The sequence below is a fragment of the Xenorhabdus sp. SGI246 genome, assembly GCF_040838225.1.
GTDB lineage: Bacteria > Pseudomonadota > Gammaproteobacteria > Enterobacterales > Enterobacteriaceae > Xenorhabdus > Xenorhabdus indica.
The window spans coordinates 1-23,844 of record NZ_JBFPEZ010000042.1 but is presented as its reverse complement, the minus strand read 5'-3'; the positions used below and the strand labels follow the sequence as shown (position 1 = coordinate 23,844).

Sequence of the window (23,844 nt, the reverse complement as noted above, 5' to 3'; positions counted from 1 at the left end):
GGAATTGTGTTTTCTATACTCAATAAATTCAACATGCAGGGTATACCGGGCAGATGCTAATCGCAGCATCTGCCATCGCGGTTGTCGTTCCTTCTCTATCTATAAAAAGGGTATCTATAAAAATAGCCTGTTTATAACAAGTTAAATATCCATATAAAGCTCGATTCATAAAAAACTATTGATAAAAATAACTAATTATAAAAAAAGGTAACAACAATGAGCAGTTCACCTGAAGTCATAGCAAAATCCGATAATCCAGCTTACCCACATAAACAACTTACCGCCCAACAACAAAACGTTATCAATAAATTATTTCGCCGCCTGATCCTGTTTTTATTTATCCTGTTTATATTTTCTTTTCTGGATCGCATTAATATTGGCTTTGCCGGTTTAACGATGGGAAAAGATCTTGGCCTTACATCTACCATGTTCGGGCTGGCTGCTACACTGTTTTACGTTACTTACGTGGCTTTCGGTATTCCTAGCAATATCATGCTGAGTATTGTAGGTGCCAGACGCTGGATTGCCACAATTATGGTTCTGTGGGGTATTGCCTCTACTGCCACAATGTTTGCCACTGGCCCTACCAGTTTGTATATCCTGCGTATGCTGGTTGGTATTGCGGAAGCTGGCTTCCTGCCGGGCATTCTGGTCTATCTGACCTATTGGTTTCCCGCCTATTATCGCGCCCGTGCTAATGCCCTGTTTATGATCGCAATGCCTGTTACTATGGCATTTGGCTCACTGGCTTCCGGTTATATTCTGGAAATGGATGGAATTTGGGATCTGCGTGGCTGGCAGTGGCTATTTTTTCTGGAAGGCTTTCCCTCTGTTTTACTCGGCATTGTTGTCTGGTTTTATCTGGATGATTCACCGGAAAAAGCCAACTGGCTGACAAACGAGGATAAAAAATGCCTTCAAGAGATGATAGAGAACGATAGAATTTCGTTGGCCCAGGCCGAGAATTCACAAACAAAAACCAGCCTGTGGCGTGAGGTTTTTACCCCGGTTGTCCTGATGTACACCTTCGCTTATTTCTGTCTGACCAATACTCTGAGCGCCATTAATATCTGGACGCCACAAATTATGCAGAGTTTCAATCAGGAAAGCAGCCATGTAGTTATTGGCCTGCTAACGGCTATTCCGCAGTTCTGTACCATTTTGGGTATGATTTATTGGAGTCGCCGTTCCGATCGCCTGCAAGAACGTAAAATGCACACGGTACTTCCCTATCTGTTTGCCGCCTTAGGTTGGATACTGGCTTCACTGACAAACAACAGTCTGGTGCAGCTTTTGGGGATCATCATGGCATCAACCGGCTCCTTTACTGCCATGGCGGTATTCTGGACAACCCCCGATCAATCCATCAGCCTGCGTGCGCGTGCTATCGGGATCGCCGTGATCAATGCCACCGGAAATGTGGGTTCTGCCATTAGTCCATTATTGATCGGGTGGCTGAAAGATCAGACCGGTAGTTTTGACTCTGGACTCTATTTTGTTGCTGTGTTACTCATTATCGGAGCTCTGATAGTCTTGTTGATCCCAATGAAAAAGTCGAAACCACAGGCGGTATCATCGCCCCATCAACCACATTCCTGATGACAATCTCAATTAAGGGAAGAAATTAATGTCAGACACCCATATGAGCAAAACCACCATTGCTAATATTGATATCAGCAAGGATTATGATGAAACACAGGGATCAGATGATGTGCACTATCAGACTTTCGGTCGCATGGCTGCTTTTTTTGGGCGTGATATGCAAGCGCATCGCCATGATGGTTTTTTTCAGCTTCATTATCTGGTAACAGGCCGGATAGAATTACAATTAGATGATCTTCGCTACTCCGTACAGGCTCCGTTGTTTATCCTGACTCCTCCTTCCGTTCCTCACGCATTTTTTACGCAAGAAGATACCGACGGTTATGTCCTGACAGTACGTCAGGAATTAATTACACCACTGCTTAATTCTCTCTATCCTCTCCATCGGGAGTTTATCGATATTCCTGCTATTTGCCTTTCCATCGTGGATAAACCTGATGAATTAGAGACATTCAACCACTATTGGGCACTGATCGGGCGTGAGTCTGCCAACCAATTTGCTGGCCGCGAGCAATCATTGGCTTTTTTAGCACAATCACTGTTTACCTTCCTGTTACGCAGCATCCCCCTTGATGATCACCATTCCGGTGGAGTTAGAGGAGAATTAAAACTATTCCAGCGTTTTAATCAATTGATTGATCAATATTATCGTCAACATCTTACTGTACCGGAATACGCCCAAAAACTGGGCGTCACGGAGTCACGTCTGAAAGATATGTGTCGTCGGTTTGCCAACCGACCACCAAAAAGATTGATTTTTGACCGGCTATTACGGGAAGCTAAACGGTTATTATTGTTCAGTGACAGTCCTGTATTTGACGTGGCATACCAACTCGGTTTTAAAGACCCGGCTTATTTTGCCCGATTTTTTAATCGGTTGGTGGGGTGTTCTCCGAGCATTTGGCGGGAAAAGGATATACTGCCACCTCAGTAATTAATTGCCTCACTAATTCTGAAATGGTAGGCTGAAAAACTCATGCAGCATAATCAAAATATTGATAGAAGCAAAACACACTCTGAAACCCAATCACTGATAAAAAATAGTTAATTATCCCTTTCATCATTTTTTATTCTGGAGAAATATAGCTATGTCATTATCCAGGAATATTTTTTTAGCAAGAAAAGCCATCAATTATGTGAATATTAACATTGGTATTACTTCTCCAAATCAACTAAAGAGAGAAACCCAACACAAATGGCACAACCTTCTGCTTTTAAATGGTCATTAATATTTCAAGCCTACATAGCCACTCATTGAATAACGGGCATTTTTCTCTCATCTTAGGAATGCCTGTTTTCTCGGCAATAGCTATTCCTGTTGTCGTTTTGCCAAATGTTCCATTTTCTGACCATTTTTCCAACCGCTTTGAAGGCGCCGTTTGTGGGCTATTGTTAATCGATTCCGGTTCTCCACACTCCCGAAGAACTTGATCTACCTCTTGTACATGGATATTTAACTCATTGGCAAGTATCTCTTTGTCACTAAAAAGCAAAGCTTCAAATTCATGCATAACGATGTAGGGAATAAAACGTTCACCTGCTCTCTGTGCGAATAAGAATTGATAAATTTCATCCTGTGTTGACAGATGCAGATGTTCAGCGATTTTCTTTGGTTCCCATTGTCTATTTAACGTTTCTAATCCCGGCCATTCATTGGTGCCGTAATAATCAATAAATGTGGTGACATAGGTATCTGGACGTTGTTTCAGATGCATCTCAATGTCTTTCTTGACTCTTGAAAAACGCACATCTCCACCTTTTTGTCCGGGTTTAGAAACTTGTGTGGCAGAGATGAAAATCATTTTCTCAGCCAGATAAGGTTGAAGTATCTTTTCAATAAATATCTGTTCTGTCTTACCTTCAACGATGGCCATGACTTCGATATAATTACTCATAAGTCGGCCCTCCGGCAATGACGTTTTTAGCCCATAATTCACCCAGAGAATAGTTTTCGAGCCATTGAGAAAAATCTTCTCCATTTAAACGCTCAAAACGTGAAGCGCCCTTTTTACGATTCACAATGACAATATCTTCAGCAGAGAATTGATCGATTAAAATAGGAGATTGAGTGGCGATAATGACTTGGGTACGCTGAGCCGCCAGTTGAATTAACTCTGCAAGGATAACAATAGCCGCAGGATGTAAGCCCAGCTCAGGCTCATCAATAATAATCGTCGATGGCGGATTGGGTTGTAATAATGCCGTTGCCAGACAAATAAAGCGTATTGAACCATCTGATAAGTGATAAGGCTGCATTGGATAATCTGAGCCTTTTTGCGTCCAGCTAATGTTAACGTCTTCTTTTAAACCACTTTGACGCGGTTCCAGAATGAAGTTATCAAAGAACGGAGTGACTAACCTGATGGCATTCACAATCGATTTGTACTCATTTGGCGCCTCATTTTTGAGTTTTAATAAGAATGCGCCAATATTAGAAGCATCTGTACGTAATGTTTTGTTATCCTGAATAATTTCATATTTTCGCATTCCCGCTGTCGCACTGGTATCGTGAAAATGGTAAATTTGCCAGGAAGCGATGGCATCATAGACAGGTTTTGAATACGGTGCATCAGAGGAATTATTCTCGATTTCAGCGACCATTCTGGATCTGCCATCATCGCTATCCCCCAATTCCCACCATTTGCTAGCACTTTTTGAGTAATAGCGTGCTTCATCTTCAATCGCACAGCTATCTGCTGGCGTGGGGACCAATTTAAAGCGAAATCCTCTTTCCCCGAAGCGAGTTTCAAACTCCATTTTCTGTGTGACTTTATTACCATTAAAGAGTAAATCGCCAGCGCCACCACTATCGCGTACATAGCGATTTAATGTGCCGTCTATTAATGCCCGCAGCATTTTAAAAAAGGAGATCAAATTACTTTTACCTGCGCCGTTAGCGCCAACAATCACGTTTAAGTTTTTAAGTTCAAATTCACTCAGCTCATGGATTGATTTAAACCCTTTAATCGTGAGCTTATCTAAAGATGTTGTCATATCTCCTCCTTTGAAATGCTTTACTTCAGTATCAGACAAGGGGGTAACTCTCGATTCAATCATGCATCAACACAGTTATCTTCAATGTTAACATAACCCGCTGATAGCTGAAGTACTATTCTCTGAAGCGTACCTTTCGGGGTCATGCTTCCAATGATTAGATGTTGTGATAAATTTCCTGCTTTAGCAATCTAACTATTGGGTTCATGATCGGGAAAAGGATATACTGCCACCTCAGTAATTAATTGCCTCACTAATTCTGAAATGGTAGGCTGAAAATCTCATGCAGCATAATCAAAATATTGATAGAAGCAAAACATGCTCTGAACCCCAATCACTGATAAAAAATAGTTAATTATCCCTTTCATCATTTTTTATTCTGGAGAAATATAGCTATGTCATTATCCAGGAATATTTTTTTAGCAAGAAAAGCCATCAATTATGTGAATATTAACATTGGTATTACTTCTCCAAATCAATTGCCAACTCAAACAGTTGAGCAGAAAAAACTGAGCAATGAATTAAATAAACAATTGTATTCTATAAGAATGTCAACCCATGCAAGGCTTAATGAAGTTTCTAACAACAGGCAAACTTATGACCATAACAGAAAACACATTTTTCTCACCAGCGCTGCCGCCATAGAATACCGATTGGGTAATTGCGGAGAAAAAGCTATCGTCGCATTCTCTTATCTAAAAATGCAAGGAGTAGAACCTCTCGATCTGTTTGATGTCGATATTGATGATCTAGGAAAAGACGGACATACAATTGTTGTGATTGGCAGGTGCCAGGGAAACACAAAAAAGCCCGATACATGGAACCGAGAAGCTGTAATTTGTGACCCATGGAGTAATTGTGCGTATCCAAGCTACTGCTACGATCAAAATATCCCATTCGACGGTGAATTAATCTTACGTTATCGCCATGGACGCGATATTCCACCACATCACTTCTGTAATTTATTATAACAATAAAAAACTCATTACTTCTAAAATACAAGCTCGATCACATTTACGCAGTAAACAGCCCAATTTTATCGAAAAGTACCAGCGTATCTCCTGAAAGTCTCTTCAAGTCTTCTCTCTCAATCGCTTCAATCAACCCTATAAAAGAAACATAAAATTAACACTTAACCTCCCATTAGGATAACAAATCAAAATGGGAGGTTTAGGAATGATGAGGTAGCCATGAGACCAGAAGATTTGCGAGCCGATCATAAACGCCCATTAACCAGCAAAGAGTACCTGAATTCCCTTCAGGATGGACGGGAAATTTATATCTATGGCGAACGAGTTAAGGATGTCACTACACATCCCGCTTTTCGCAATGCGGCAACCTCTATCGGTCAACTGTATGATGCCCTGCATGCCCCAGAAACCCATGATGTACTCTGTTGGGATACGGATACTGGCAGTGGCGGTTATACCCATAAGTTCTTCCGTTTCGCGACCAGCCCCGATGATATCCGCCAACAACGCGATGCTATTGCAGAATGGTCACGCCAGAGTTATGGCTGGATGGGCCGCACTCCTGACTATAAAGCGGCATTTTGCTGTGCGTTAGGAGCTTACCCTGAATTTTACGGACAGTTCGCTGATAACGCCCGTACATGGTATAAACGCATCCAGGAAAACGCGCTCTATTTCAACCATGCGATAGTTAATCCCCCGATTGATCGTCATAAACCTGCTGATCAGGTCAAAGATGTTTTTATCCAAATAGAAAAAGAGACAGATGCAGGCATTATTGTCAGTGGTGCCAAAGTAGTCGCAACTAACTCGGCATTGACTCACTTTAATTTTATTGGTTTTGGTTCAGCGCAAGTCATCGGCGATAACCCTGATTTTGCCTTGATGTTCGTGGCTCCGATGGATTCTGAAGGTGTTAAATTAATTTCCCGTGCTTCCTATGAATTAGTGGCGGGAGCCACAGGTTCACCTTTCGATTACCCCCTTTCCAGCCGGTTTGATGAAAATGACGCCATTCTCATAATGGATAAGGTGTTAATCCCATGGGAAAATGTGTTAATTTATCGCGATTTTGATCGTGCTCGTAATTGGGCTGTCCAGAGTGGGTTTGCCCGTCTGTTTCCAATACAGGCCTGTGTACGTCTGGCGGTAAAACTGGACTTTATCACCGGATTACTGCAAAAGAGTCTCGAATGTACTGGAGTCGTGGATTTTCGTGGTGTTCAGGCAGATCTCGGTGAAGTCGTGGCATGGCGCAATCTATTTTGGTCTCTGACCGATGCAATGTGGGCCGAAGCCAAGCCATGGGAAGGTAATGCTTACCTGCCGGACGCCAAGGCAATACAAACTTACCGCGTTATGGCACCGATGGCTTACACGAAAATTAAAAACATCATTGAAAGTAATGTCACTAGCGGGTTAATTTATTTGCCATCCAGCGTGCGGGATATGAACAATCCTGAAATCAATAAGTACCTGGAAAAATATGTACGTGGCTCCAATGGTATTGATCATGTGGAACGAATTAAAATTTTGAAATTAATGTGGGATGCCATCGGAAGTGAATTCGGTGGACGTCATGAATTGTACGAAATTAATTATGCCGGCAGTCAGGATGAAATTCGCCTGCAATGTCTGCGTCATGCATATGGTTCCGGCAATATGAAGAAAATGACGGAGTTAGTGGATCGCTGTCTCTCTGACTATGATGTTAATGGCTGGACAAAACCCCACTTACACAATAACCACGATATTAATCTATTAGATAAGCTGCTGAAATAAATCAGTAGCAGGAGGCTTATTATGTCTTTAAAAAATAAACATCGCTTGCGTTTCAGGGATGCGATGGCAAGCCTTTCCGCTGCGGTGAATATTATCACTACGGATGGCCCGGCAGGGCGTTGCGGTATGACAGCAACAGCAGTCTGCTCTGTGACAGATACGCCTCCAACTCTGATGGTGTGCATTAATCGCAACAGCGCCATGAATCCGGTATTTCAGAGAAACGGTCGGCTGTGTGTCAATATTCTTAATCATGAGCAAGAATTAATGGCCCGCCATTTCGCTGGCATGACTGAAGCCAATATGGAAGAGCGCTTTAGTTGGGATATCTGGCATACTGGCTCATTAGGGCAGCCAATACTGAAAGGAACTCTCGCCAATCTGGAAGGGAGCATTGAACAGGTACAGGAAATCGGTACTCATAATGTTTATCTGGTGGAAATAAAACAGATTATTGTTCGTGAAGAAGGGCATGGATTAATTTATTTTAAGCGTAGTTTTCACCAGGTTATGAGTAAGACTTTGGCTACCGCGGTTTAAATATCTATTTGAAATATTATTCTACTGAACATATATCCTTCGTCTTCTAAAACGCAATTTAAAAGACGAAGGACATACCGAAACCGACTCCAGGTAGGACAAAATGAGGTCGTTTCATCATTCATTGAGAAAAAAAATTTACAAGTTCTATATATTAACAATACTCCTGAGTCAATGGTCAAGGCGAGATATCTATTTTTAGTACGGTTATTGTGACTAAAGAGCACTTTTTTAAAGTTCAATAAATACGCAAATCAGATACTATAATCTATCAATAAGATAGTATTGAATATGCAAAATTATCAACAATTGCATAATAGTCAATCTTTCTACAAAGTAAAATCCCGCCTTAAGTCAAATATAAACCCCAAAAGAAATCAACAAAGGAAATAATAAAAATGTTAAACAATAAAGCTGTTATACTTAGCATATTATTAAGTATAGCTAATATTTCTGGCTCATCAGGATTGACCATTTGGATAGATAACACACTGAAAGAAGGAGGAGCAATATTAAATACGTACATTCCAGTTTTTTCTTATCTGATAGGTTTATCCATAGGGTGTATGACAATATCTTTTTTTATTCGTAAAATAAAAAATATTTTTATATGTTCATTATTATTAGCAACAATAAACTGTCTTCTATTCTCAAAAGAATGGATAACTATATCAGTTTGTACTGATGCTATCCACAGAGTCATATGGGGAGTTGTGAGTGGGTTTACCATCATATTAGGAAGAAATATTCTTATAACAGAAGGAAATGAAAAAAAACAAATAAAAGTTTTTCTATTTTGAGTCTTGCTTTATTATGTCTTCCATTTTTAATTCCAATTATATTCTCTCTATTTAATTTAAATGATCGTACATCTGCGGATCTGTTTTTTTCAATTATATACATAATATCTCTTATTATTTATTTTGTTGGAAATAAGAAAATAACCATTTAATTTTTTGACAATTATCATAATTATTTAACAATTTGGTTGAGTAGATCTGGGGGTTTGACTAAATCATAAAAAATAAGAATAAAACCTATTTTGACCATAACGAATTAGCATATTACGTTAGTGCCATTGAAGTATCTGCGAAAGATCTGGTATAGAAACTGGTGCTGCTTATCTCATGTTCACGGCAAAGTTCAGGAACAAGGTTCTGGTCAGGTGGCTAAGGCCTGGCTACCGATAAGGCGTAATTTTTTATAAGATTTAGATCTTCTCTGATACATTAAGATGGTGAGAAAATTCTACCTATAGCGCACTCCGATTTCTGGGGAAGATTAACATTCCCCCCCCTCAGAACAATGTAAATTTTATCCCTGCACAAATAAATAAAATTATTAATCATATAATAAAAAATTAATATATTGATATTTGTAATCTCATTTTCTTAATACTAATTAATGGGTAGTCATTTTTAGATGAAAAACAACAGAAAAGATCAAATAAACAGCAAATTGATTTATTTGCGAACACTCAAACCGTTCATGCATGATTTTCGCTATTAATTTAGTGAATATTTCGTCAAATCTGGTATTAATTTTTACATTAGTGTGATCAACCATTGAGAAGATATTGTATTAGTATATTAACCTCCCGCGCTTTCGATCACTCTGAATAAATAAACAAAATCACAACCCGTACAATACATTATGTTATCCATATGTTAAAAACAGTATGAACTCTGAATGTATTGTCCACCAGTATGACAACTAACAGAGGCAGTGACTATGAATAAAACCGTTCCAATCGGTTTATGGGATCAACCGAAACCCTTTTTCATGATCTTTTTTGTGGAATTATGGGAAAGATTTGGCTACTACGGCGTTCAAAGCATTCTTGCTGTTTATTTCGTTAAACAACTTGGTTTTTCAGAAACACAAGCATTTATCACCTTCGGTGCGTTCTCTGCACTGGTTTACGGCCTGATTTCTATCGGCGGTTATGTTGGCGACCACTTATTAGGGACAAAGCGAACTATCGTTCTGGGTGCCATTGTACTGGCAATAGGCTATTTCATGATTGGTCTTTCCATCATGGAACCTGAGCTGATTTTTTATGCGTTGGGAACCGTGGCTGTCGGTAATGGCCTTTTTAAAGCCAACCCCGCCAGCCTACTGGCAAAATGTTACCAGCCCCAAGATCCACGCCTGGATGGTGCATTTACGTTATTCTATATGTCTATCAATCTTGGCTCTCTGGTTTCTCTTTCTTTTGCCCCTGTCATTGCTGATAAATACGGCTACGCCGTCACTTATAATATCTGTGGTATCGGCCTGATTATCGCCTTGCTGGTTTATATCGCCTGCCGCCGTATGGTACATAACATTGGCTCTGAACCAGATCATGCCTCTCTGAACTATGCAACCCTGTTTTTAGTTTTGCTTGGTACAGTGGCTATGATTGGTGTTTGTGCATGGTTATTGCATAATATCAACATTGCCAATATTGTCCTCATTGCGATTTCAGCCATTGTTGTAATAATTTTCTTCTGGCAGGCATTCAAACAGGACAGGATCGGCCGCAATAAGATGTTTGTGGCATTTATTTTGATGCTTCAGGCTGTTGTGTTCTACATCCTGTATAACCAAATGCCGACTTCCCTCAATTTCTTCGCCATCAACAACGTCCATACCCAGATCTTCGGCTTTAATGTTAATCCCATCAGTTTCCAGGCACTAAATCCATTCTGGATCATTGTGGTCAGTCCTATCCTGGCTGTGGTTTACACCCGCCTGGGAGCAAAGGGAAAAGACTTTTCCATGCCCACAAAGTTTACCTTCGGCATGTTCCTGTGCTCTCTCGGTTTCATGACCGCCGCCGCTTCGGGTTTATTTGCCGATGAACAAGGCATGACCTCCCCATGGTTTATTGTACTGGTTTATCTGTTCCAGAGCATCGGGGAATTGATGATCAGTGCACTGGGGCTGGCAATGGTAGCAACGTTTGTTCCTAGCTACCTGACAGGGTTTATTCTGGGCATGTGGTTCTTATCTCAGGCAGCAGCATCAGTATTAGGAAGTTATGTTGCCACATTCACCGCCGCACCAAAAGGCGTGACCGATCCTCTGCAAACCCTGCCACTTTATATGAACGTATTTGGAAAAATAGGGATTGCCACTCTTATTGTTGCTGTGATTATGGCTTTCATGGTGCCGTGGCTGAACCGTATTATGAAGGATGGAGCGAAAGCATAACCCATCTGATTTGGTTTAATTAAACAAAATTCCCGCTCGTTGGTAATTAAAATAACGAGCGGGAATTAAAAAAAACTACTTGAATCCATGCCAATCAGTATGGAAATTACAGCACATCAACCGCATTCAATTCTTTGAAAGCCTGCTCCAGACGAACAGTCATGGAAACCTGGCCAGCACGCAACCAGACGCGTGGATCATAGAATTTCTTATTCGGTTTATCCGCACCTTCCGGGTTACCTAGCTGGCCTTGCAGATAGCCTTCATTTTTCTTGTAGTAGTTCAGAATACCTTCCCAGGTAGCCCACTGAGTATCGGTATCAATATTCATTTTCACTACGCCATAGCTGACGGCTTCCTGAATCTCTTCTGCGGTAGAACCGGAACCACCGTGGAAGACAAAATCCAGACTGTTGTGTGGCAGGTTGAATTTCTCAGAAACATAGTCTTGAGAATTGCGCAGGATTTTTGGTGTTAGTTTAACGTTACCTGGTTTATATACGCCGTGAACGTTACCAAAAGATGCCGCAATGGTAAAACGTGGGCTGATAGCACTCAGTTTCTCATAAGCGTAAGCCACATCTTCTGGTTGAGTATACAGGGAAGAGCTGTCGAGATGGCTGTTGTCAACACCATCTTCTTCACCACCAGTACAACCCAGTTCAATTTCCAGCGTCATGTCGATTTTCGCCATACGTGCCAGATATTGGCTACAAATTTCGATATTTTCTTCCAGAGATTCCTCTGACAGATCAATCATGTGAGAAGAGAACAATGGTTTGCCAGTCTCAGCATAATGCTTTTCACCTGCATCCAACAGACCATCAATCCACGGTAGTAATTTACGTGCACAGTGGTCAGTATGCAGGATCACTGGCACACCATAATGCTCTGCCATCTGATGTACATGGTAAGCACCCGAAATTGCCCCCAGAATTGCGGCTTGCTGCCCTTCAAGTTTCAATCCTTTACCCGCTACAAATGATGCACCACCATTGGAAAACTGGATGATTACCGGAGCACGTACTTTTGCCGCTGTTTCCAGCACTGCATTGATAGAGTCAGTACCGACACAGTTAACTGCCGGCAGAGCAAAGTTATGTTCTTTTGCGATAGCAAAGACTTTTTGAACATCATCACCAGTGATGACACCCGGTTTTACGAAATCAAAAATTTTAGACATGTTACGTGGTCCTGTATTGACATTGAACAGGCAGTATTCACTGCCTGTTATTACAACTTATTTACTGTTAGCACGTTCTTCCAGCATCACAACGGCGGGTAGTTTTTTGCCTTCAACAAACTCAAGGAAAGCACCACCACCAGTAGAGATGTAAGAGATTTTGTCAGCAATTTCAAACAGATCAATTGCTGCCAAAGTATCGCCACCACCTGCAATAGAAAAAGCATCGCTCTTTGCAATCGCATGGGCAACAATTTCGGTTCCTTTACGGAAATTAGGGAATTCAAAAACACCAACCGGGCCATTCCACAAAATAGTTTTAGCACTTTTCAGGATTTCAGCCAGACGTTCAGCAGATGCATCGCCCAAATCAAGGATTTGTTCGTCATCTTTAATTTCACTGGTGGATTTCAGTATAGCTTCGGCAGTTTCAGAGAATTCTGTCGCAACACGAACATCAGTCGGTACTGGAATATCACAACTTTCCAGCAGTTTTTTCGCTTCAGGGATCAGATCATCTTCGTACAGGGAGCGACCTACATTGTGGCCTTCTGCGGCAACAAAAGTATTGGCAATTCCACCACCGACGATAAGCTGATCAGCAATTTTGGACAGTGAATCAAGAACAGTCAGTTTAGTTGAAACCTTAGAGCCACCGACAATCGCCACCATTGGACGAGCCGGGTTATGCAGTGCTTTACCCAAGGCTTCCAGTTCGCCAGATAATAATGGGCCAGCACAGGCAATCGGTGCAAATTTAGCAACACCGTGAGTTGACGCCTGAGCACGATGTGCTGTACCAAAGGCATCCATTACATATACATCACACAATGCTGCATACTGTTTCGATAACGTTTCGTCGTCTTTTTTCTCACCTTTGTTGAAGCGAACGTTTTCCAGAACAACCAATTCGCCTTCCGCCACTTCAACGCCATTCAGATAATCTTTTTCCAGACTAACAGGAGAAGAAAGTGCACCTTTCAGGTAATCAACGACGGGTTGCAGTGAGAACTCTTCGTTGTATTCTCCTTCAGTCGGGCGTCCCAGGTGAGAAGTAACCATGACTTTGGCTCCCTGATTCAACGCAGCCTCAATCGTCGGCAAAGACGCACGGATACGTGCATCAGAAGTAACTTTGCCATTTTTTACAGGCACATTCAGATCAGCACGTATCAGAACACGTTTACCCGCCAGATCTAAATCAGTCATCTTAATTACAGACATGGTGAATCCTCTCATTGATTCTCTATAAAATTACTCAATCTTCTGTTGTGATTACATAAAACCTTTAGAGGCCATTACCAGGGTTGTATCGAGCATACGATTGGCAAAGCCCCATTCATTATCACACCATACAAGCGTTTTGATCAGATGATTTCCACTCACTCTGGTTTGTGTACCATCCACAATAGCACTGTGAGGATCATGGTTAAAATCCGTTGAGACCAGCGGCAAATTAGTGAAATCCACTATACCACGAAATGAACTCACCGCTGATTCTTGCAGTAGTTGGTTTACTTCACTGACATTAACGGCAGCACTGACTGTCACACTTAAATCAATCGCTGTTACATTGATGGTAGGTACTCGAACAGAAATGGCTTCAAACCGATCACTGAATTTGGGAAAGATACGTGTGATCCCCGCAGCGAGTTTTGTATCGACTGGAATAATCGACTGGCTGGCCGCACGGGTTCGACGTAAATCACAATGATAAGCATCAATGACTGGTTGATCATTCATGGATGCGTGAATTGTTGTTACCGTGCCCGATTCAATGTTAAACGCATCATCCAGCACCTTAATGATCGGGATAATGCAATTTGTTGTACAAGATGCATTAGAAACAATGCGATCTTCAGCAACCAATGAATCATGATTTACACCATATACCACCGTTGCATCCAGATCATTGCCTCCCGGATGGGAAAACAGAACCTTTTTGGCACCACTAGTGAGATGAGCCTCTCCATCCACTCGTTCACCATACTTCCCCGTACAATCGAGTACAATATCAATACCCAGTTCTTTCCACGGCAAATTCGAGATATCTGATTGATGAAACAGCCGTATACTGTCATCTCCTACGTGCAATACTTTATTGTTCAGGCGTACATCCCATGCAAAACGCCCATGACTGGAATCGTATTTCAATAAGTGGGCGATACCTTTTGCATCAGCCAGCTCATTAATAGCGATCACTGCAATTTCAGCCCGACGCCCGGTTTCGTAGAGAGCACGCAGAACACTGCGCCCTATTCTCCCAAAACCGTTAATCGCTACTCTGATTGTCATGTTACTCCCTGAATTTCTCTATGGTCACGCAACGGCTTAGAATAACTGAGCAACTGCAAATTGTACGGATGATTCATCATAAAATTAATCAGATTGTGACAGATAAGACATTTTGCCTATGATAACTGAAACGGTTCAGCTTATTATAAGGGAAGACTACGAGAAAAAGAGAGTAATGGCAAGGATCATTAATAGCATAATGAAAAAATTTTGATGAAAAAAAGAGCGCATTAGCCCAAAGTTTGATGCTAATGCGCTTCTTCCCCCTTTCCTCATTTCAGCAAGCCGTTTTTATTAGCTGCTTTCTGAAACCTATTCAGTTTCTAAGACCGGTTTATTTTCTAAAACCTATCCAGGGCAGGGGTTTGCTTGTTATTTCAGTAACGCCGTTGCTTTGGCAACAATATTCTCAACAGTGAAACCAAATTCTTTGAACAGCGCATCAGCAGGAGCAGATTCACCAAATGTGTCCATTCCCACAATAGCACCATTAATACCAACGTATTTAAACCAGTAATCAGAAATACCCGCTTCAATCGCAACACGAGCAGAAACCGTAGCAGGGAGAACCGCTTCACGGTATGCCGTATCCTGTTTGTCAAATACATCAGTAGATGGCATGGAAACTACGCGAACTTTACGGCCTTCTGTACTCAATTGTTCAGCGGCTTTCATTGCCAGCTCAACTTCAGAACCCGTCGCAATCAGGATTAATTCAGGCTGACCTGCGCAATCTTTCAGGATATAAGCCCCTTTTTCGATATCCGCCAGTTGTACGGCAGTACGCTCCTGCTGTGCCAGATTCTGACGGGAGAAGATCAGAGAAGTTGGGCCATTTTTACGCTCAATCGCATATTTCCAGGCTACCGCAGATTCTACCTGGTCACATGGACGCCATGTGCTCATATTTGGTGTTACACGCAAGCTGGCAATTTGCTCAACTGGCTGGTGAGTCGGACCATCTTCACCCAAGCCGATAGAATCGTGGGTATAAACGAAGATGCTACGGATCTTCATCAGTGCAGCCATGCGTACTGCGTTACGGGCGTATTCAACAAACATCAGGAATGTCGCACCATAAGGCACAAAACCACCGTGCAGAGCAATTCCGTTCATGATGGCAGACATACCGAATTCGCGTACACCGTAATGAATGTAGTTACCGCTTTGAACTTCGTTCAGAGGCTTGGAGCCAGACCACATAGTTAGGTTACTTGGTGCCAGATCAGCAGAGCCACCCATGAATTCAGGCAGAACTTTACCAAATGCTTCCAGTGCATTTTGTGATGCTTTACGGCTGGCAATAGAAGCAGGATTCTGTTGCAGATTTTCAATAAATGCTTTGGATTCAGCTTCCCAGTTTGCAGGCAATTCACCATGGGTACGACGGCGGAATTCTGTGGCTAGTTCCGGGTAAGCTTCAGCATAAGCGGCAAATTTTACATCCCAAGCACTTTCTTTAGCTCTACCGGCTTCTTTTGCATCCCATTCTGCATAAATATTCTGAGGAATTTCAAAAGCAGGATATTCCCAACCCAGAGCCTTACGGGTCGCTTCAATTTCAGCGTCACCCAGTGGAGCACCGTGACACTCTTCTTTGCCCGCTTTATTTGGTGAGCCAAAACCGATAATAGTTTTGCACATTAACAGAGATGGTTTGCCAGTTTCTTGACGAGCTTCTTCGATAGCAGACTGTATTGCAACAGAATCATGACCATCTACACCACGAATAACATGCCAGCCATAGGATTCAAAACGTGCAGCGGTGTCATCAGTGAACCAACCTTCAACTTCACCATCAATGGAGATGCCGTTGTCATCATAGAAAGCGATCAGTTTGCCTAGCTGCAATGTACCCGCCAGAGAACAAACTTCATGGGAAATCCCTTCCATCATACAACCATCACCCATGAATACATAAGTGTAGTGATCGACAATATCATGGCCTGGACGGTTAAACTGCGCTGCCAATGTGCGTTCCGCAATCGCAAAACCAACTGCGTTGGCAATACCTTGTCCCAGCGGGCCAGTTGTCGTTTCTACGCCCGGAGTATAACCATATTCTGGATGACCTGGGGTCTTAGAATGCAGTTGACGGAAATTTTTCAGATCGTTGATAGAAACATCGTAACCAGTCAGATGCAGCAAGCTATAAATCAGCATAGAACCATGACCATTGGATAATACGAAGCGGTCACGATCAGCCCAGTCAGGATTGGCAGGGTTATGGTTCAAATAGTCGCGCCATAGCACTTCAGCAATGTCAGCCATTCCCATCGGTGCACCAGGATGCCCTGATTTTGCTTTCTGCACAGCATCCATGCTCAAAAAGCGGATAGCATTCGCAAGGATTTTACGAGTGGTCATTCTTTACTCCAAGTCGGATAAAAGCGTTAGTGAACTAGAACTAATTTTCGCAGCGCAGCATACAAACCGCAATCATTAATGCCAATAAACGAAAACTATCTTAATTTCCGTTCGGCACCAATTCTTTGATTTACCCCGCTGTTTTGACGTATTTTCAAGCGAAAATACATAATCGGAGGTAAGTTTGCGCAAATAAGAGATAATTTCATAATTCAAAGAAGAGGTTGAGTTAAAGAACGATAAATGTCGTAATTTTCATCATCAAAACAAACAAGATTCACTTGTAATATATTTTGATTAATAGAAAGGTTTGAATGAATTGTTTCCAAAGCGATTTCTGCTGCCATTTTCTTCGGAAACCGGTAAATGCCTGTGCTAATATTAGGAAAAGAGACAGTTGCAATATTGTATTGTTTAACAATCTCAAAACAACTCAAATAAGTCTTTTTCAATAATTCTGGTTCATCATGCATTCCTCCATTCCAGCGAGGACCTACAGTGTGGATCACATACTTAGCAGGTAAATTCCCGGCTCCGGTGATCACCGCATCACCAACTTCACAACCACCTTGTCTTGCCCTGATTTGCATACACTCTTCCAGAATAGATTTTCCACCAGCACGGTGAATGGCTCCATCAACACCGCCACCACCTAGCAAAGAACTGTTGGCGGCATTAACAATTGCCTGAACCGCAATTGTGGTGATATCGCCCTGAATGATATTGATTCTGTTGCTGCTCATTTCGTCACCTCCCCCATAATTTTCTTATATCCAGAATAAATTCTCTTGTATAGTATTTAATCATCACTTATCTCAGACTTAATAATAAATGACAAAATCCAACCCTACACTAAGTTCAATATCAGTCCCAAACATCATGCTATTGCATTCCATCAATGCCAGACGTGATGAACTTATTAACTTACTGAATAACTGTGTCGAAAATGATGCTTCCATCGGTTTTATTGCACCACTAAAAGCAAATGAAGCAGGACATTATTGGCAGGATATCGAAGAAGACCTCGTATCTGGTCATCGTTTACTGTTGGTGGCGTTGGAAGATGAGCATATTGCAGGTTCAGTGCAACTTTCTCTTTGCCGGAAAAAGAATGGACAGCATCGTGCTGATGTGGAAAAGCTAATGGTACATACAGACTATCGCCAGCGTGGGATTGGCAGAATGTTAATGAATGAGCTGGAAGAGCTGGCAAAGCAATACCAGCGTAGTTTGCTGGTGTTGGATACACGCACCAATGATCCAGCTTCTGCCCTTTATCGAAAACTTGGCTTTGTTGAAGTCGGTGAAATCCCAAATTATGTTATTAATTCTATCGGTGAATTTTCCGCAACAACCTATTTCTATAAGTTGATTTGAAGTCTTTGGTAATCAAAGAAAAAAGCCCTGAGTTTTTAACTCAGGGCTTACAAATTCTGGCGGTGCGGACGGGACTCGAACCCGCGACCCCCGGCGTGACAGGCCGGTATTCTAACCAACTGAACTACCGCACCGCAGGGCGTTCTGGTTGAGAACGGGATGGATAATACGAGCCCCCGCACAATCCGTCAATCGCTTTTTATAATAAAATAGTGCACTTGCACAGTTTTTCACCTTAATAGCAAATTAATTCCCACTTATCATACTCTCCGTCAATGTCATTGTTCAGGTTCTGTTCGCCACAAGCAACTTCCCCCTTTCTTTTGCACCAGATCCAAACGGGACTCATGCTGAATCAATTCCTCGTCAGAAGCATAAATAACCCTCAACCCCGCCTGAGGACGAGTGATTTTTTGAATTTCTGCAACCTGCGCATTGTTGGATACTTCTCCTTCCATCGAAAAAGCCAGTGATGTCTGACCGCCAGTCATTGCCAGATAGACATCAGCCAGAATTTCGGCATCAAGTAATGCGCCGTGGAGAGTACGTTTCGAGTTATCAATATGGTAACGATCGCACAACGCATCAAGGTTGTTACGTTTACCGGGGAAAAGCTGCCTTGCCAGCATCAAACTATCCGTAATCGTACAAAATTCCGCGGTTGGCGGAATATCACGATTAAGTTTGCTGAACTCATAATCCATAAAGCCGATATCGAACGTCGCGTTGTGGATGATCAGCTCAGCCCCACGGATAAATTCAATAAATTCGTCAGCAATATCAGCAAATTTAGGTTTATCCAGCAAAAATTCATCACTGATACCATGAACCTCAAACGCTTCCGGATCAACCAAGCGTTCAGGTTTAATATAGATATGGAAATGACGCCCTGTAAGGCGGCGGTTGATGACTTCCACCGCACCGATTTCAATGATGTTATGCCCCTCGTAGTGAATTCCCAGTTTATTCATACCGGTTGTTTCGGTATCGAGGACGATTTGACGGGTAATTGCAGTGCTCATAGTGTTTTTTTGTGTCAGACTTAGAGTTTTGATTGAAGATAATATAGGAAGAGTCTACCAAATATGAGCAAACAGGTAGAAATTTTCACCGATGGTTCTTGTCTCGGTAATCCCGGCCCTGGTGGATATGGTGTTTTACTTCGTTATAAACAAAAGGAAAAAAAACTAAGTCAAGGTTACTTCCGCACGACCAACAACCGAATGGAACTTATGGCCGCCATTATCGGGCTGGAAGCACTCAAAGAACCTTGTAACGTCATTCTGACCACCGATAGCCAATATGTCCGCCAGGGTATTACCCAATGGATCTACAACTGGAAAAAACGTGGCTGGAAAAAAGCGGACAAATCGCCCGTGATCAATGTTGATCTGTGGCAACGACTGGATAAAGCCATTTCATCCCATGATATTGACTGGCATTGGGTTAAAGGGCATACAGGCCATCGGGAAAATGAATTATGTGATGAATTGGCTCGCACAGCAGCCAATTCCCCGACCCAACATGATGATGGCTATATCGAAAAGGAAAACTGACCTAATAAGAAATTAATAGCGTTGGTGAAAATTTTTCGCTGCCCCTAACGCATTACTGAATTTAGGTTTCAACAATCTGGCCCGCATAGGGTTGATAGTTAAAGGTATTGTCCGCTTGCGGGCAATAATCACATTCAGACAACCAACTATTGATGTCGTATGCTCATCGAAACTATTTCCACTCTTCCACGGTAAGACATGGAAATTAGCATGGTAAAGAACTTCATAGTTAAGCAAGCGAAGCCAGTCCAATTGACGAAAACTGGAAAACATTTGGGCACGGTAAGGTTGCCTGCGACATACAAGTGAAATCACTTTTCTCAGCCCTAATAAGCTTATTGGATTAAAACCAGAAATGATCAACCAGCCGTCATCAATCATAATCCGATCCACTTCCCGAAGCAGCCAATGAGGATCAACACTATAAGTCAACATATGAGCCAATAAACAGGCATCAACCGATTTCGCTTCGAAAGGAAGATAATGAGGATCGGCAATCACATCCATACCTTCTCCTGCCAATCCTACATTGACCTGGTGGCTGATTAGGCAAGAGCGACTGTCAATTTCTGCACTTAAATTACCGACCTTAACTAAATGAAAGCCAAAAATTTTTGGCCACCACGGTTCCAATTGACGTTCCAAAGCGACACGGTAATATTCCCCCCAAGGTAACTCAGCCCAAGATTCAGGAGGAGTTATTTGTTTGATTGCATGTACTGATTGCATGTCATCTTCCTTTCAACCTACAAAGCTATTGTTAAAATGAGGTATATAATGAAGCTTATCAGGCTCCCCGCCCTTTCAGATAACTATATTTGGTTACTTTGTGATGAAGACAAACGTTGTGTCGTTATCGATCCTGCTGAATCACATCCCGTCATGGAAATTTTAACAACTAACCAACTTATTCCCGTTGCTATCTTGCTGACACACCATCACTACGACCATGTTGGTGGTGTCGCTGGCTTGTGTAAACAATATCCTGAATTACCTGTGTATGGTCCAGAAGAGACCCGAAGTAAAGGGGCAACCCATATTATCCATGAACATGATGTCATCAATATTGGTCATTTCTCTTTTCAGATTATAGCATTACCGGGTCATACACTTGGTCACATCGCTTTCTATCAGGCACCTTACCTGTTTTGTGGAGATACCCTGTTTTCAGGAGGTTGTGGCAGACTGTTCGAAGGGACTGCTGAACAAATGTTTTCTTCTCTTGAAAAAATTGCATCGCTACCCGATGACACCTTGATTTGTTGTGCTCATGAATATACCGCCGCAAATTTGAAATTTGCGCAGTCAGTATTACCTGAAAATCAAACAATTCACGGTTATTATAAAAAAATTATTGAGTTACGCGAAAACAATCAGGCAACAGTGCCCACGACTTTACAGACAGAGAGAAAAATTAACGTTTTCCTAAATTGTCACGATCTTGATTTACAAAAAAATATCGGTATTAAACCTAATTCAATACCACTTTCTTCTGTTTTTCAGCAATTAAGGGCTTATAAAGATCGATTTTGATTTTGTTGGGTTGTCTTCTGCGTAATAGGTCAGTATGATTGCTCACCTTTTAGGCATACATCAAAAGAAAATATGAAGACAAAAGCGATCTTGTTCGCGTCTGTCTTGCTTGCCGGGTGTCAATCGGGTCTCCAACCAAAGTCTCCCTCCCAGCAGCATACACAGAAAATGTCTTCGACTAATCAAAAAGCAGAAGGTATTGCAGAGCCAGACGAGACTGCAAACTGGAAGATAAGTCCAACAGCCCAACAAGATTTGTGGGGACATATCCGTGATGAGTTGAAGATGGAAATTCCTGACAATAACAGGGTACGTGAACAACAAAATTATTATCTGAGACACAAGAGCTATCTCCAAAATGTGGCGTTACGAGCAGAGCCATATATATATTGGATCGTTGAGCAGATTGATCAACGAAATATGCCCATGGAAGTGGTCTTACTTCCCATAGTGGAGAGTGCTTTTAATCCTCATGCTACGTCTTACGCCAAAGCAGCAGGTTTGTGGCAGATTATCCCCAGTACAGGCCGCCATTATGGTTTGACACAGGATAAATGGTACGATGCTCGTCGTGATGTCGCTGCATCTACAACCGCAGCTTTAGATATTCTTGAACGTTTGAACGTGCGTTTTAATGGGGATTGGTTATTAACTATCGCAGCTTATAACAGCGGCGAAGGCCGGATCATACGTGCAATCAAAGACAATCAGTCGCGGGGAAAACCGACAGATTTTTGGTCATTAGCATTACCTCGTGAAACCATGCATTACGTCCCCAAAGTACTGGCGCTCAGTAATGTTATTCGTCACAACGAAAAATTTGACCTTAAATTGCCAAAACCCAACAATCAACAGGCTCTTGCCAAAGTTGAAGTAGGGCAACAAATCACACTATCACAAGCTGCTGAGTTATCCGGGTTATCACTGACTTCCATCAAAACCTATAACCCTGGTTATAAGCAAGGTATGACATCTCCCTATGGGCCACATTACATTATGTTGCCAAGAGAGAATGCCAGCCAGCTTAAACACTCGCTGGCAGATGAAAATGTTTTAAAAAATATCCGCCTGTCTGTTGCCAGAAATATTCATCAGCTACAACAACAGAATCATTATACTGTCCGTTCTGGTGATACGTTATCAGCAATTGCAAAACGTTTTAAGACATCCCACCATCAGCTACAAAGGTTAAATGGCTTGAAGACCGCTGATAGACTCAGGGTTGGACAAGTTTTGAAGGTTAATACTAGCGATTCTGTTACGTATCAGGTTCGCAAAGGTGATTCCTTTGCCAGCATCGCCAAACGGCATGGGGTAAATCTTAATGATCTGATGAATTGGAATAAAAACATCAAGATCAAAGACATTAAACCCGGTATCGCTCTGACGCTTTATATTAACTGATTTATCTTATCCACCAGCGTATAGCTTCCTGCCTTTCAGGCAGGGAGTTTTTACTGTGCCAGATTTTATAACCTTGTATAAAACACATAATAATTCGAATATACTCAATATATTTCAAGTTCAATAAAGGAATCTCAGCTTGTCATCATTTGCCAGTGATACAGATAATTTCCCTGATAGCTTCAATGAAATATACAAACATCTGCTACTCGCTGCCGGATACCACTTTAGTGTTACTCCCTATCGGGAAAATGAAAGCCATGAGTATGAAGCGATACGATTCGGGCTCAGTGGAAAATCAATTCTTTTTCGCCAAGCCAAAATTACTCCACGCAAAGTAGGCTACTTTGTCACATTGTGGAAAAGGCCTTTCCCTAACGCAGAAATAATGCCGTTTGAACAAAAAGATAAAATTGATTTTTGCATAATAGCAACCTATTCAGAGAGCCAGAAAGGTATCTTCCTGTTTGATTCAGATATTCTGACCAGACAAGGCATATTTTCCACTAGAAATAAAGAAGGAAAAAGGGCTATACGAGTGTATCCTTCTTGGATATATCCTGATTCAAAACAAGCAATTAAAACACAAAAATGGCAATCTTCATATTTTATAAATTTAGAAAGCCAATTACTTTCCATTGAAAAGTTTAATAAAATATTTTCTATCTAAAACAGTAACTTTTCAATACTATTTAAAAATATAATCCTAATAAAATAATTTGAAATATCATTTCAACTTGGTTATATAAAGAACCTCAAACAAAAAAGGTAACAATACTATGTATAAAAATGGATATTTTGTCACAGCAGAAATTAGAGCTAAAGAAAACATAGATCTTGATATAGTTATTAACCCGGTGTGCAAATACCCATACTCCCATCATGCAGCATAATTAATTTTGGGGTGCAGAAAAAAGCGAGCAACATGTTTATTTCTTCTTTGCAGCTTCCTGAGATGACTTTTTGTCTTTTTTTCTAATTCTTGCTGATTTCTTGCGGGCGATGAGTGGCGAAGAGCACTTTTCAAATCGCCATTAAGGTA

21 protein-coding genes and 1 tRNA gene are annotated in these 23,844 nt (G+C 41.6%); 12 read left to right on the top strand and 10 right to left on the bottom strand.

The features are described from left to right. Positions 1-216 precede the first annotated feature (216 nt). Positions 217-1,599 carry a 4-hydroxyphenylacetate permease gene (hpaX, locus tag ABLA85_RS10870; RefSeq protein ID WP_367963988.1) on the top strand — a complete coding sequence of 461 codons (1,383 nt, stop codon included), beginning with the start codon at positions 217-219 and terminating at the stop codon, positions 1,597-1,599. A gap of 28 nt (positions 1,600-1,627) precedes the next feature. Next, entirely contained in the window at positions 1,628-2,536 is a 909-nt protein-coding gene (hpaA, locus tag ABLA85_RS10865; protein ID WP_367963986.1) for a 4-hydroxyphenylacetate catabolism regulatory protein HpaA, read from the top strand. A 280-nt stretch (positions 2,537-2,816) separates the two neighbouring features. On the opposite strand, the gene ABLA85_RS10860 is transcribed toward hpaA, so the two are convergent. Together ABLA85_RS10860 and ABLA85_RS10855 are read right to left on the bottom strand one after the other, a co-directional pair. After that, the gene (locus tag ABLA85_RS10860; protein WP_367963984.1) at positions 2,817-3,497 is read right to left on the bottom strand and encodes a DUF4276 family protein; all 681 of its coding nucleotides are present in this window, start codon (positions 3,495-3,497) and stop codon (positions 2,817-2,819) included. Then, entirely contained in the window at positions 3,490-4,596 is a 1,107-nt protein-coding gene (locus ABLA85_RS10855; protein ID WP_367963982.1) for an AAA family ATPase, read from the bottom strand. The genes ABLA85_RS10860 and ABLA85_RS10855 overlap by 8 nt, the downstream gene beginning before the upstream one ends. 395 nt (positions 4,597-4,991) lie before the next feature. Between ABLA85_RS10855 and ABLA85_RS10850 the strand changes: the two genes are divergently transcribed. From ABLA85_RS10850 to dtpB, 5 genes are all read left to right on the top strand, one after another. Then, the gene (locus ABLA85_RS10850) at positions 4,992-5,567 is read left to right on the top strand and encodes a hypothetical protein (RefSeq protein WP_367963980.1); all 576 of its coding nucleotides are present in this window, start codon (positions 4,992-4,994) and stop codon (positions 5,565-5,567) included. A 219-nt stretch (positions 5,568-5,786) separates the two neighbouring features. After that, positions 5,787-7,349, top strand: a complete 1,563-nt coding sequence (gene hpaB / locus ABLA85_RS10845; protein ID WP_367963977.1) for a 4-hydroxyphenylacetate 3-monooxygenase, oxygenase component — start codon at positions 5,787-5,789, stop codon at positions 7,347-7,349. Positions 7,350-7,370: 21 nt separating this feature from the next. Continuing rightward, a complete protein-coding gene (gene hpaC / locus ABLA85_RS10840) occupies positions 7,371-7,889 on the top strand; it encodes a 4-hydroxyphenylacetate 3-monooxygenase, reductase component (RefSeq protein ID WP_367963975.1) in 519 nt (172 codons plus the stop codon). Between the two features lie 398 nt (positions 7,890-8,287). Next, positions 8,288-8,689, top strand: coding sequence for a hypothetical protein (locus ABLA85_RS10835; RefSeq protein WP_367963972.1), 402 nt, complete (start codon positions 8,288-8,290; stop codon positions 8,687-8,689). A gap of 931 nt (positions 8,690-9,620) precedes the next feature. After that, positions 9,621-11,087: a dipeptide/tripeptide permease DtpB gene (dtpB, locus tag ABLA85_RS10830; RefSeq protein WP_367963970.1), complete on the top strand. Its 1,467-nt coding sequence runs from the start codon at positions 9,621-9,623 to the stop codon at positions 11,085-11,087. A 106-nt stretch (positions 11,088-11,193) separates the two neighbouring features. On the opposite strand, the gene fbaA is transcribed toward dtpB, so the two are convergent. From fbaA to ABLA85_RS10805, 5 genes are all read right to left on the bottom strand, one after another. Beyond that, the gene (gene fbaA, locus ABLA85_RS10825; protein WP_367963968.1) at positions 11,194-12,270 is read right to left on the bottom strand and encodes a class II fructose-bisphosphate aldolase; all 1,077 of its coding nucleotides are present in this window, start codon (positions 12,268-12,270) and stop codon (positions 11,194-11,196) included. Positions 12,271-12,327: 57 nt separating this feature from the next. Then, entirely contained in the window at positions 12,328-13,494 is a 1,167-nt protein-coding gene (gene pgk, locus ABLA85_RS10820) for a phosphoglycerate kinase (RefSeq protein ID WP_367963967.1), read from the bottom strand. A gap of 51 nt (positions 13,495-13,545) precedes the next feature. Further along, complete coding sequence (gene epd / locus ABLA85_RS10815) at positions 13,546-14,565, bottom strand: erythrose-4-phosphate dehydrogenase (protein WP_367963965.1); 1,020 nt, start codon at positions 14,563-14,565, stop codon at positions 13,546-13,548. 372 nt (positions 14,566-14,937) lie between these two features. Beyond that, entirely contained in the window at positions 14,938-16,932 is a 1,995-nt protein-coding gene (tkt, locus tag ABLA85_RS10810; RefSeq protein ID WP_367963963.1) for a transketolase, read from the bottom strand. A gap of 212 nt (positions 16,933-17,144) precedes the next feature. After that, a complete protein-coding gene (locus tag ABLA85_RS10805) occupies positions 17,145-17,675 on the bottom strand; it encodes an O-acetyl-ADP-ribose deacetylase (RefSeq protein WP_367963961.1) in 531 nt (176 codons plus the stop codon). 88 nt (positions 17,676-17,763) lie between these two features. Between ABLA85_RS10805 and ABLA85_RS10800 the strand changes: the two genes are divergently transcribed. Then, positions 17,764-18,309, top strand: coding sequence for an N-acetyltransferase family protein (locus ABLA85_RS10800; protein ID WP_367963959.1), 546 nt, complete (start codon positions 17,764-17,766; stop codon positions 18,307-18,309). Between the two features lie 57 nt (positions 18,310-18,366). On the opposite strand, the gene ABLA85_RS10795 is transcribed toward ABLA85_RS10800, so the two are convergent. Next, positions 18,367-18,443, bottom strand: a tRNA-Asp gene (locus ABLA85_RS10795). 144 nt (positions 18,444-18,587) lie between these two features. Next, positions 18,588-19,331 (bottom strand): DNA polymerase III subunit epsilon, encoded by a 744-nt coding sequence (gene dnaQ, locus ABLA85_RS10790; protein WP_047683818.1) that lies wholly within the window; start codon positions 19,329-19,331, stop codon positions 18,588-18,590. A gap of 63 nt (positions 19,332-19,394) precedes the next feature. On the opposite strand from dnaQ, the gene rnhA reads away from it, so the two are divergent. Continuing rightward, positions 19,395-19,865 carry a ribonuclease HI gene (gene rnhA, locus ABLA85_RS10785; protein WP_367963956.1) on the top strand — a complete coding sequence of 157 codons (471 nt, stop codon included), beginning with the start codon at positions 19,395-19,397 and terminating at the stop codon, positions 19,863-19,865. A 12-nt stretch (positions 19,866-19,877) separates the two neighbouring features. Here the strand turns inward: rnhA and ABLA85_RS10780 are convergent, their stop codons facing one another. Further along, positions 19,878-20,594, bottom strand: a complete 717-nt coding sequence (locus ABLA85_RS10780; protein WP_367963953.1) for a methyltransferase domain-containing protein — start codon at positions 20,592-20,594, stop codon at positions 19,878-19,880. A gap of 48 nt (positions 20,595-20,642) precedes the next feature. Here ABLA85_RS10780 and gloB point away from each other — a divergent pair, with 48 nt between their 5' ends. The 3 genes from gloB to ABLA85_RS10765 all read left to right on the top strand — a co-directional run bounded on the left by gloB (position 20,643) and on the right by ABLA85_RS10765 (position 23,472). Then, on the top strand, positions 20,643-21,398 hold the full coding sequence (gloB, locus tag ABLA85_RS10775) for a hydroxyacylglutathione hydrolase (RefSeq protein ID WP_367963951.1): 756 nt from the start codon (positions 20,643-20,645) through the stop codon (positions 21,396-21,398). Positions 21,399-21,470: 72 nt separating this feature from the next. After that, entirely contained in the window at positions 21,471-22,802 is a 1,332-nt protein-coding gene (mltD, locus tag ABLA85_RS10770) for a murein transglycosylase D (protein ID WP_367963948.1), read from the top strand. A 139-nt stretch (positions 22,803-22,941) separates the two neighbouring features. Beyond that, positions 22,942-23,472 (top strand): MepB family protein, encoded by a 531-nt coding sequence (locus ABLA85_RS10765; RefSeq protein ID WP_367963946.1) that lies wholly within the window; start codon positions 22,942-22,944, stop codon positions 23,470-23,472. Positions 23,473-23,844: the final 372 nt, after the last annotated feature.

Excerpts from the sequence above, each read along its gene's own strand:
- dtpB (WP_367963970.1), top strand. The coding sequence starts at position 9,621 with ATGAATAAAACCGTTCCAATCGGTTTATGGGATCAACCGAAACCCTTT.
- hpaB (WP_367963977.1), top strand. The coding sequence starts at position 5,787 with ATGAGACCAGAAGATTTGCGAGCCGATCATAAACGCCCATTAACCAGC.
- ABLA85_RS10800 (WP_367963959.1), top strand. The coding sequence starts at position 17,764 with ATGACAAAATCCAACCCTACACTAAGTTCAATATCAGTCCCAAACATC.
- hpaA (WP_367963986.1), top strand. The coding sequence starts at position 1,628 with ATGTCAGACACCCATATGAGCAAAACCACCATTGCTAATATTGATATC.
- fbaA (WP_367963968.1), bottom strand. The coding sequence starts at position 12,270 with ATGTCTAAAATTTTTGATTTCGTAAAACCGGGTGTCATCACTGGTGAT.
- ABLA85_RS10835 (WP_367963972.1), top strand. The coding sequence starts at position 8,288 with ATGTTAAACAATAAAGCTGTTATACTTAGCATATTATTAAGTATAGCT.
- ABLA85_RS10780 (WP_367963953.1), bottom strand. The coding sequence starts at position 20,594 with ATGCAATCAGTACATGCAATCAAACAAATAACTCCTCCTGAATCTTGG.
- rnhA (WP_367963956.1), top strand. The coding sequence starts at position 19,395 with ATGAGCAAACAGGTAGAAATTTTCACCGATGGTTCTTGTCTCGGTAAT.
- epd (WP_367963965.1), bottom strand. The coding sequence starts at position 14,565 with ATGACAATCAGAGTAGCGATTAACGGTTTTGGGAGAATAGGGCGCAGT.
- pgk (WP_367963967.1), bottom strand. The coding sequence starts at position 13,494 with ATGTCTGTAATTAAGATGACTGATTTAGATCTGGCGGGTAAACGTGTT.
- mltD (WP_367963948.1), top strand. The coding sequence starts at position 21,471 with ATGAAGACAAAAGCGATCTTGTTCGCGTCTGTCTTGCTTGCCGGGTGT.
- gloB (WP_367963951.1), top strand. The coding sequence starts at position 20,643 with ATGAAGCTTATCAGGCTCCCCGCCCTTTCAGATAACTATATTTGGTTA.
- dnaQ (WP_047683818.1), bottom strand. The coding sequence starts at position 19,331 with ATGAGCACTGCAATTACCCGTCAAATCGTCCTCGATACCGAAACAACC.
- ABLA85_RS10805 (WP_367963961.1), bottom strand. The coding sequence starts at position 17,675 with ATGAGCAGCAACAGAATCAATATCATTCAGGGCGATATCACCACAATT.
- ABLA85_RS10850 (WP_367963980.1), top strand. The coding sequence starts at position 4,992 with ATGTCATTATCCAGGAATATTTTTTTAGCAAGAAAAGCCATCAATTAT.
- hpaX (WP_367963988.1), top strand. The coding sequence starts at position 217 with ATGAGCAGTTCACCTGAAGTCATAGCAAAATCCGATAATCCAGCTTAC.
- hpaC (WP_367963975.1), top strand. The coding sequence starts at position 7,371 with ATGTCTTTAAAAAATAAACATCGCTTGCGTTTCAGGGATGCGATGGCA.
- ABLA85_RS10855 (WP_367963982.1), bottom strand. The coding sequence starts at position 4,596 with ATGACAACATCTTTAGATAAGCTCACGATTAAAGGGTTTAAATCAATC.
- ABLA85_RS10860 (WP_367963984.1), bottom strand. The coding sequence starts at position 3,497 with ATGAGTAATTATATCGAAGTCATGGCCATCGTTGAAGGTAAGACAGAA.
- tkt (WP_367963963.1), bottom strand. The coding sequence starts at position 16,932 with ATGACCACTCGTAAAATCCTTGCGAATGCTATCCGCTTTTTGAGCATG.